Origin of the sequence: Nostoc sp. DedQUE05, assembly GCF_034530955.1 — a bacterium.
Classification (GTDB): Bacteria; Cyanobacteriota; Cyanobacteriia; order Cyanobacteriales; family Nostocaceae; genus Nostoc.
This window is the reverse complement of record NZ_JAVRCB010000061.1, coordinates 34,401-43,705: the sequence shown is the minus strand read 5'-3', so window position 1 is coordinate 43,705 and position 9,305 is coordinate 34,401. Positions and strand designations below refer to the sequence as shown.

Annotated in this window: 8 protein-coding genes; 2 read left to right on the top strand and 6 right to left on the bottom strand. The window is 41.7% G+C overall.

What is annotated here, in order from left to right; all coding sequences use genetic code 11:
- Window positions 1-345: 345 nt before the first annotated feature.
- Window positions 346-966, top strand: coding sequence for a TMEM165/GDT1 family protein (locus RMZ42_RS31310; RefSeq protein ID WP_322675076.1), 621 nt, complete (start codon window positions 346-348; stop codon window positions 964-966).
- A 95-nt stretch (window positions 967-1,061) separates the two neighbouring features.
- Here the strand turns inward: RMZ42_RS31310 and RMZ42_RS31305 are convergent, their stop codons facing one another.
- The gene (locus tag RMZ42_RS31305) at window positions 1,062-1,955 is read right to left on the bottom strand and encodes a tetratricopeptide repeat protein (RefSeq protein ID WP_322675075.1); all 894 of its coding nucleotides are present in this window, start codon (window positions 1,953-1,955) and stop codon (window positions 1,062-1,064) included.
- 378 nt (window positions 1,956-2,333) lie between these two features.
- Between RMZ42_RS31305 and RMZ42_RS31300 the strand changes: the two genes are divergently transcribed.
- Window positions 2,334-3,356, top strand: coding sequence for a hypothetical protein (locus tag RMZ42_RS31300; protein ID WP_322675074.1), 1,023 nt, complete (start codon window positions 2,334-2,336; stop codon window positions 3,354-3,356).
- A 146-nt stretch (window positions 3,357-3,502) separates the two neighbouring features.
- On the opposite strand, the gene RMZ42_RS31295 is transcribed toward RMZ42_RS31300, so the two are convergent.
- The 5 genes from RMZ42_RS31295 to RMZ42_RS31275 form a co-directional block, all read right to left on the bottom strand.
- On the bottom strand, window positions 3,503-4,672 hold the full coding sequence (locus RMZ42_RS31295; protein ID WP_322675073.1) for a homocysteine biosynthesis protein: 1,170 nt from the start codon (window positions 4,670-4,672) through the stop codon (window positions 3,503-3,505).
- An 885-nt stretch (window positions 4,673-5,557) separates the two neighbouring features.
- Window positions 5,558-6,304, bottom strand: a complete 747-nt coding sequence (locus RMZ42_RS31290) for a hypothetical protein (protein ID WP_322675072.1) — start codon at window positions 6,302-6,304, stop codon at window positions 5,558-5,560.
- Between the two features lie 207 nt (window positions 6,305-6,511).
- The gene (locus RMZ42_RS31285) at window positions 6,512-7,663 is read right to left on the bottom strand and encodes an AI-2E family transporter (RefSeq protein ID WP_322675071.1); all 1,152 of its coding nucleotides are present in this window, start codon (window positions 7,661-7,663) and stop codon (window positions 6,512-6,514) included.
- A 90-nt stretch (window positions 7,664-7,753) separates the two neighbouring features.
- Entirely contained in the window at window positions 7,754-7,945 is a 192-nt protein-coding gene (locus tag RMZ42_RS31280) for a hypothetical protein (RefSeq protein ID WP_322675070.1), read from the bottom strand.
- Window positions 7,946-8,229: 284 nt separating this feature from the next.
- On the bottom strand, window positions 8,230-9,222 hold the full coding sequence (locus RMZ42_RS31275; RefSeq protein ID WP_322675069.1) for a hypothetical protein: 993 nt from the start codon (window positions 9,220-9,222) through the stop codon (window positions 8,230-8,232).
- Between the last annotated feature and the right edge of the window lie 83 nt (window positions 9,223-9,305).

The window sequence follows — 9,305 nt, the reverse complement described above, 5'->3', positions numbered from 1 at the left end:
TCCCCAGTCCCTAGTCCCTACGATTAATTCAGAAATCAAATCGGATTGCTATATGTGCTGTTTCACTCTCAAGTTATACCTCTATATGTCTACTCTCTTGACTTGATACATAGAAAATATGTATGATTGCGATCGCATAGAAGGGGAGTAGCTGCTGGTATAAAAACATAAAAGCCAGTACATCTGAATCAACATACTGGCGATGAGCCTGGTTCAGATGGCAAATAATCAATATTTGAAAGCGAGACCTTCACTAAGTTCACACCGAAAAGTGTAAACTTGGTGAGGTCTTTTGGTTCTCATCAAGCTTTACATCGGTAAACGATTCTTCAGGAGCTTGAGAGAGTGTTAACAGCTTTTACCGCAGGTTTATTACTAATCACGGTTTCAGAGTTAGGCGATAAAACATTTTTTATTGCTGTGATTTTGGCAATGCACCACCCACGGCGGCTGGTATTTATCGGTGTGACAGCTGCTTTAGCCGCGATGACAATCCTTTCGGTGATATTTGGACAAGCAGTATCTTTGTTACCAAAAGTTTATATTCATTACGCCGAAATAGCTTTATTTATTGCCTTCGGTATCAAGCTGTTGTATGACGCTAGTAAGATGTCCAATGCTGCTTGTGATACAGAAGTTGTACAAGAAGCTGAAACTGCGGTAAAACAAGCAGATTTGCAGTTACCAAAGCAAAAGACTGGTTTGGCAATTATCATAGAAGCCTTTGCGTTGACATTTATGGCAGAGTGGGGCGATCGCACCCAAATTGCCACCATTGCTTTAGCAGCAGGTAATAATCCCATTGGAGTGACAATAGGTGCAATTTTAGGACATGCCATTTGTGCTGCGATCGCAGTTATCGGCGGCAAAATGATTGCCGGACGCATTTCTGAGCGTCAACTCACCCTGATTGGCGGATGTCTGTTTTTAGTCTTTGGTGTAGTTGCAGCCATTGAAGGAGCATGAGGGGAAGAAGCAGGGGAGAAATCAATTAAAAATTCAAAATTCAAAATTCAAAATTAAAGAACTTCTGCCTCCTGCCTTTTCTTTCCCAATGCCCATTACTTGGGAGTATTTCCCAATGAAGATGCGGGAGGGGTAGCAGATTTAGGAATGGGAGAAACTGTTCCTGCCTTCTTAATTTCGTCTCTGTACTTAGCAGGTGCTAAAGCTGCGGCACTATCAAATAAAGCTTTTGCATCTGCATCTTTGCCCTGTTGTTTCAGGAGCATCGCTTTTGCCACGACGGGGCGAAAATCCTTGGGATCTTTCTTAATTGCCTGGTCATATACAGAGCTAGCTTGAGCGTAGCGTTTCTGGGAAGCATGAACAGAACCTAACAGCACCTGCACCGCTACTATATCTACACTTCCAGGCTGAATTGTATTTGCTTGGGCTGCATTAGAGAGGGTTTCTTGCAACAAACCAATGGCTGCTTCCGGGCGTTGCTGACTGATCAATAAAGCCACCATTCCTTGCAAAGCCTTCAAATCACCTGGTTTCGTGGACAAAATCGAGCGATAAGCTTGAGCCGCTCCTTCGCGATCGCCAATTTGCTGTTTGGCTTGAGCTAGTAACACTGAATATTCTGACTGTTCGGGATTCAGTTTTGCTAGCTTTTCTAAGGGTTCAATGACAACTTGGATATCCGCTGGTTTAACCTCACTTTTATCTTTTTGACTCAGTAATTGCAGCCGCGCCTGTAACAGACCCTTAAGCGCAGTCTGATTTTCTGGTTCCCGTTGCAAAACCTGTTCATAACCCCGTGCTTCGTCTTCCAGTTTTGATTTTTGGTCAGCAGAGGGCGAACTACCTCTGGTGCTAGCGGTATTCTGACTTGAGGGTGGCGTATTATTAAATGCTCCAATTATGGGAATCACCGAAACACCCACAAAAGCAAGAATTGCCACCGCTAAGACGACTTGAACTATCCAACGATTGCGCGGTTGAGACACGGTTTTGTCTTTCTCCTAAATTTTAATGACATTATCATTTACACAAATCGTAAAGTTAAAAATTTCCAAAACTTTGCGGAATACCGCCAATTGCCTGTGAATTTTATAACAATTAACTATCCACACTGCTAAAGTAAGTGATGACTTTAGGAGGAGCCGTCAGAATTGTAGCTATGATATGCTTCCGAAACTAGTGTAAAGCCGCTAAATTAGACATTTAGTGTTTATACATTAAATTTAGCGCCTTTAGGATTGTATAGAGTACCCTAGTGTGATTTTGTGAAAAGCCAATATACTTTCAGCAGTCGCACAAATGCTCTTTCCAGCTGCCTTTGTAAAATCCCACAATGGGATGTGTCTGTGCCGCAAGGAGTTTTTATGAATTCCGACCTGATGCCGTTGCCTGAATCTTCCAATTCTTCTGCCTCTAACCAGGGCCCAACTAACGTAGAGGCAGGCGCTAATGTTCGCATAGCAGCCCAGTCCTCTAAACAAGTTGACAATTTGCCTGTCAACACCAGCGAGACTGACTCAAATGGAAACTTGATTAATCGCCAGCAACCGATTCCACCTCCCAGCGAACCGATGCAGTATCGAGCGATCGGCTTAGTCCGGGGTCGCTATCATGCTAGCAGCGAACAATTTACTCAAGGTACGCTGCTGACCGCAGATGGTGTAGAACTCAATGCCGTCCTCCTAGGCCGGATTATGAGCTTAGTCAAGAATCATCTAGACTTAGAAAAAGAACACTTGTGGGTAGTATATCCACGTACCAGACAAGAAAATGATACCTTGCACATCCAAATCGTCGGAGTTTGGGAGCCAGAAAATCTGGCTAAAAACTCAACAGATGAGGACGAATCGGATTTGGAGTTGCAATTACAGACACTCGATGATGGCTTATCCGAGAACTCTGAACTAAATACAACTGCCCCCAGACCTTCATCAGAAGTTACTGATGGTGGTTTTTCTGTTCGTGGTGAAGTAGTATACCAATCTTTTGATGCTAAAAGCTTGGTAGTCAAAATTAGGCAGGCTCCACGTAAATCAACTGACAAACCCAAATATTTTAAGTTGAAATTGAGGGGTGTGCTGACTACCAAAGCAGTGGGAAAATTCTGGGACTTCCAAGCCAAGCGGGAAGCAGACGTTTTAGTAGTAGAAAAAGCTGAGGCGATCGCTGATTTACCCAAAAAACGCAAACCACCATTTAAAGGTGGGCCTCGTGCTGGCATTGGTGGTGCTGGTGGTAGAAAACCATTCCCCCCCAGACGCACTGGCGAAACCCCTCGTCCCATCAAGAAAACAAGTACAGGTGGCGACCCTTCAGTGGTGTCAAAACCTATACCAAGAACACCCGCTCCTAAACCGATCAAGCGACCGAAACCGACTCAAGAGTAGGGAATGGGGCATTGGGCATTGGGCATGGGGCATGGGACAAGGTAGACAAGGAAGATGGGGGAGATTTGGGAGAGATTTGTTCAATAATTTCCCCTTGTCCCCCTTGTCCCCCTTGTCCCCCTTGTCTCCCTCCTCCCCTGCTCCAATCAAAAATCCGTCCGCCGGTCTTGGGGTAGAAAAGATCGCTCCATCGGAATTGGAGAAACTGGTTCTGTCAGGGTAAACGTACCTGCTTCGATCCACTTTTTCAACTCTAAGGCGACTTGCCTAGAAAAAAACAAACTCGCTAAGGGGGCAGAGCGTACTGCTTTGCCCTCTATGGCGATCCACCCAGATTTGAGTTGGGCGTAACTCACTAAACCAAAGGTGGGACGGACGCGCCGGGGAATGGAAAAATCTACTATTGGGGCTACTAAGTCTCTATCTTGGACAGCGCAGTGTTCAATTACTTGTTCATTTAATACAGGTAGTGGTACCCCAACCCCTAACATTAATGAGGGGCCATAACTTTTGAAGTAACACCCCCGCACCCAATGAGCATCCATTTGTTTGGCATCACCAATTAAAGCTAAAGTGGCGGAAGGCCCGATCGGTGTACGATTAGCTAAACGCTTTTGTAAGGGGAAGTGCTGAGTGCCTTCCCAAGCGACATAGCCAATACCGCCGCCTAAAAAAATTCGAGTACCTATACCAACGAGTTGCAAATCGGGGTCGTTGAGTAAGGGGGAAATCGCACCGGGGTTAGAATAAACAGCATTCCCCAAACGCGGCTGTAAAGGGCCGAGATAGGTGAAAAGGGGGCGATCGCCACCATTTACACCAACAATAAAATTTTGATAAAGATTGCGCGGATTAAATAAATAAAACTGATTAATTGTGTCACTGGTAATTGTAGTTTCAAAATTTGCTCTGGGGTAACAATCTGTTACTTGTCCTTGCGCTTTCACGTGTATAGATTTACCAGCAATCAAATCTTCGATTACATGACCACCACCACGTTCTCGCACTTCTTCCCCATCCGTCGTCTCCACAGCGCAACTCGCACCCAAATATAAATCTACTGCCCCAAAACCAGAGTATGCTGGCACGCCATCTAACCAACAACGGCGAATTTTTATTGGGGGATCGGTATGTCCCAGATTGATAATTGCACCACTTGATTCCATCGGCTCAAAAGTACCAGTGGTAATTACATCAACTTCTTTCGCAGCTTTAATAACACCGATTTCTACAACTCGTGCTTTTAATTCTTCAGTTGTCAACACTACCGCCCGTTGGCGACTAATTTTCTCGTTAATTTCTGCAATTGTTCGCATCTTATCAGTGCTTGCGCTTCCTGGTGAATGGGGATGGTGGGGCCCCCTCTGGGGATAAGGGGTAATGGGGAGTAGCGTAAATTAGACATCTAGTATAATTAAATACATTTATCTAGAACCTTTGTAGAGATGTAGCATGACTACGTTTTGACATTCATTTTTACTCATACCTCTATTCATCTCGAAACATTTGCCAGCAATATCTGCGTGACAGCTTAACACCCTGGATAAGGTTAAATAAAATTCCAAAAAAACAATTCAAATATTGTAAAGTCCAAATTGTACATTTTTTGGGGGAAGCAAGCTCTATCTGTCTAAAATATTTTTTATCACTACGTAAAATTACTATAAATAAAGCCTTGCATTATCAATCAAAATCAGTTAATTAATTTTGGATTTTAGATTTAGCCGCATTGCAAAATCCCCAATTTTTTAAGAAGCTGAGGATTTTGTTGTTCATGAGTAATTTTAACGAACCTCTTCCAATTAAAATCCCCCAGGCAATGTCCATGTCTGGGGGTTGGTACCAAAAGTTTACAGCTTTCAGTATGTTTTCACAATTTCTGCCTAGTTAATTTCCGGTTTCTGCAAATTTAATCTTTAAGTCGTGGTGTTTTACCGCTAAACTACCAGGTCAAGATTTTGGAGACCCGGACGAGATTTGAACCCATGTCCCACTGACATTAATTCGCAGAGGTTGATACAGAACGTGAATTTTTAACCTTAGCTTGGAGCAATAGCCTAAGACTAAATATAAGGTTGATTGTGTCGAGGAGTACCTTTACCCTTTGGCTATCCCTCGGTTTAATTAAGTCGAGGGAGTAGGACTCGAACCTACATATTCTCCTATAGACACTGAAACTAAACTTGCGCTCCAAAACTATTTTACCTAAATGTTGAGGGTGAAAACAAGTAGCCGAAAATTGAGCGGGCAACTTGATTTTGTTGAGTAACTTCTAAACTATTTGCTTGTTCTCTAGCAAAAACCACTTCTTGCATGAGCCTATCTACCCGCCGCAGCAATTCATTTTGTCTTGCTTGAGAAATTGCTCCAGAAAACTTGACTGTTCGCCAAGTTCCTTCTGGCACGTCTTCTGAAGACTCTTTTACCTGCGCGGGATGCTCTTTTGTGGCTTCATACAGCACCACAGGTTTAACTATTTTTTTGGTTTTGGTGGTATGTTTCGGTTCAGTGGCAAAACATTCTTGCTGCTGATCGTAAACCCAAGATTCGCTAGTATCTAGAACAGGCAGTGTTGAGATGAACGTTTTGACATCAACTAACTGCTTTTCCAAAAACAAGAGGTAAGAAACGGGTACTTCTCGTAAAATGGTGGTTCCGTCAACTACTATATCTGCTTTAGCCTGCGCATTAGCCCAATCTTGGGTGGCACATAAGTTAAATAATTCTGCACAAGCTTGCTCAAATTGACTCAGCAAATCTTCTGCTTTCATTTGCAGTGTCTGATTTTCTGGAGGATATACGAAGCCATCTTCAGCCACTGGCTGAAATGTCCGCGAAATCCCTTGAAACATTGCACTTTTTTGAATCAGATGATATATGCCTGTTTTTGCTTTTGTGGTGTTAGCTTTAACGGTTTGTAAAATCGCAATAACTTGATTTAGTTTCAAAGCTTACCCTCCAATATATGAATTGATTATTTTCCCCCTATTGTCTGCTTGATTTTTAGTAGCGTCCACCTAGCAGGTGAGTTTTCCAAAGATGATAGGCGATTGTGATGTCTATCGGAGATTGGATATCCACCATATACTTGTTTGCGATCGCTTATTATCAAACCCCAAAGCGATCGCCTTTTTCTGTAATCAAAAAGTGAGTGACTAATCTTCTGGTTTCAAGATGTCATCATCAATCGATGGCTTCTTCTTAATGTCTGTATTTTCTGCTTTCCAATTATCATCTGCTTCTGGAGATTGAGAAACTATCACAAACTCAGTCTCTTGTGTATGATTATTTCCCCATTCATCCAAAACATCTTTAATTAATACTTCTTGCAACCAAATCTTAGCGACAACAGTCAGGGGTAGGGCTAGAAATAATCCTAAAAAGCCAAAGAAAGTGACGAAAAATAGCTGGGCAATTAAGGTTATGGCTGGCAGCAATGAGACTTGATGCGCCATGACAACAGGCGTGATGAAATTACTCTCAATCTGTTGAATAATAAAGTAGAGAATTAAGACAGCGATCGCTTTCCAAGGTTCATCTAAGAAGGCGATCGCCATTGCTGGGATTACACTCATCGTTGGCCCCAGATTGGGAATCAAGTTAAAAAATCCCGCTAAAACCGCTAAAGCAAGTGCTGCCTTGACATGCAAAATTGATAAGCCAATCAGACTCATCACGCCCACTACAAAGATGGCAATGAAAGCGCCTGTAATCCATCCCTCCAAAGAGACTTCACACTTATCTAAAATTCCATCTACCCGCCGCCGATAAAATGAGGGAAAAAGCCGTACAAACACTTTGCGATAAGCCACGGGGTCGGCTAACATCATTCCTGTTAAAACCAACACTAGCAAAATCTTGAGGACGACTTCTAAAGAACCAGATACAAAAGCAAAGGAGTTTCCCAGTAGGCGATTGGCGAAGGGCTGTACTTGTTGGATGAGACTATTAATATCTGGGATGTAAGGAACTAACTGGTCAGGAATACGAGTTCTCAGGGCATCAAGCCAACTATTAAAGCGTCCAAACCCTCTAGGAACTTGATAGGTTAGTTCTTGAAACTGCTGGGCAAATGGCGGCACAATTAGCCAGAAAAAACCCACGACACCTGCGAAAAAGATAGCTACTGCTAGGAGGACGGCGAATCCGCGCCTCATTCCAAAGCTTTGGAAGCGTTTCGCTAGGCGATTTAAGGTGGTGGCTAACACAACTGCGGCAAACATCAGCAAAAGCACTTCCCGAATTTGCCACAAGATGTATAAAGAAAGAACTATGGCGATTAAGCCGATCCATTGACCGAGGTTCACAGGCTAACTCCCAACCGTTGGCAAGATGCAATTTTCTTGTAATTAAGCTAGGTTAGCTGATTTTAGGAACTTGTGCGTAAATGATTTGAGTTAATTTTGTTTTTCTGCTTGAAATCGCCACAGTAGAGCGATCGCTACGATCGCAATCGGCAAAAATACTATAATCAGCGCGTTGGTTGCTGTCGCCGGAATTGGTAGACTTGGCCCTGCATACTTAATTAATACTGATAACAAAGCCGAAAGTAAAAGCAGTTTTAGAATTAATCCTAGTTGATTTTCCATAAAAGTACGGCAATACAGATTTTTGTGGTACATACAAATTTGTGCTGTACCGTGTAGTTTCTAGAATAAACCCACAGATACAATCCTTGTGGTTTTCACAAAAATATAATTTTTAGTACCTGTCAGGAGCGAAGGATGTAAGGCGCGATCGCTACTACACTTTGTTAGTGCTGCCTGAACCTCAGACAGCACCTTATAGACTCTTAAAGCTTTATAGAAAGTCACCAAAACAGCCTTTGAGTAATTTAAATTAATCACAAAGGAATGCGGGGTTTTAGCAAAATTTATTTGCTCTGAACTGGCTCAATTCTATATTTAGTTTTAATCAACTCAGACAGTTGTATCAAAAGTTTTTTCACTCTAGCTTGAATATATTTAGGATTTTTAGGTACACGTTTAGCTATATATCTTAATAGAGCAATCTGATAGCCAAACTTATATTGAATTGCGGAAAATATATTAAACTTGACCTGGTGGGCTGCACCTTTATCTAGGTTTTTTAACTTTCTTACTTCACGATGATATACGGGATGCTCTCCCCAAACGCAGGCAAAGTGTACAAGAGCCGGAGACACCACCTGATTGTATTTTTGAAAAGTAGATTTACCTTTAATAGCATCTATATTAAAAGAACCACGAAGACCAATAGGTGTTCGCATCATCAGACCATTATCTTCAAACATACTTTGATTGTGTAGCATCATAGCTAGACCAAAAATACGTTCATCATTAGGGCCATCACCACGAAATTCACTAATACCTAGCTTTTGCCAATCCCTTGCCAATTCTAGTGCTGTTTCAAAAAATGCCTTAGCAGTATCGTTTTTTTCAAAATAATAGAGACCTCCATTAAATCTAGGTAATTTTGTCAGATTAAATCGTTTGAGTGTGTCATCTACATTAATGAATGTATCTTTATCGCCTGCTTGAAGATATACATCACCTGCCACACTAAAACTTTTGCCTTTAAAATCATCAAAAATAAAATTAATATCCCTTACTGCTATGCAATCACTATCAATGCAAAGTGTATATTTAAATGGAGAATAATCATAAAGGTGAAATTTTTGCTTTACGTTAGAACCGTATTCTTTTCTAAGATTGATAACGTAATCATAAAGCTCTAGCAAATCTTTATCATCTTCACGATCGGTAACAATAGCACGCGGAATATTTTGTGAATGAAGACGTAGAGAACGTGCTAATGACTTGGCCATTTCTATATAATAAGATGCTCCGTAAGCATAGGTGATAATGCCACGTTGTGAAATAAACATATTTTGATTAATTAATAGTATGTAAGCTTTAACTTTCTAATGGCATTCTAACTTACACTCTAAAAGATAGATATCCACTAATA

Excerpts from the sequence above, each read along its gene's own strand:
- RMZ42_RS31300 (WP_322675074.1), top strand. The coding sequence starts at position 2,334 with ATGAATTCCGACCTGATGCCGTTGCCTGAATCTTCCAATTCTTCTGCC.
- RMZ42_RS31295 (WP_322675073.1), bottom strand. The coding sequence starts at position 4,672 with ATGCGAACAATTGCAGAAATTAACGAGAAAATTAGTCGCCAACGGGCG.
- RMZ42_RS31280 (WP_322675070.1), bottom strand. The coding sequence starts at position 7,945 with ATGGAAAATCAACTAGGATTAATTCTAAAACTGCTTTTACTTTCGGCT.
- RMZ42_RS31275 (WP_322675069.1), bottom strand. The coding sequence starts at position 9,222 with ATGTTTATTTCACAACGTGGCATTATCACCTATGCTTACGGAGCATCT.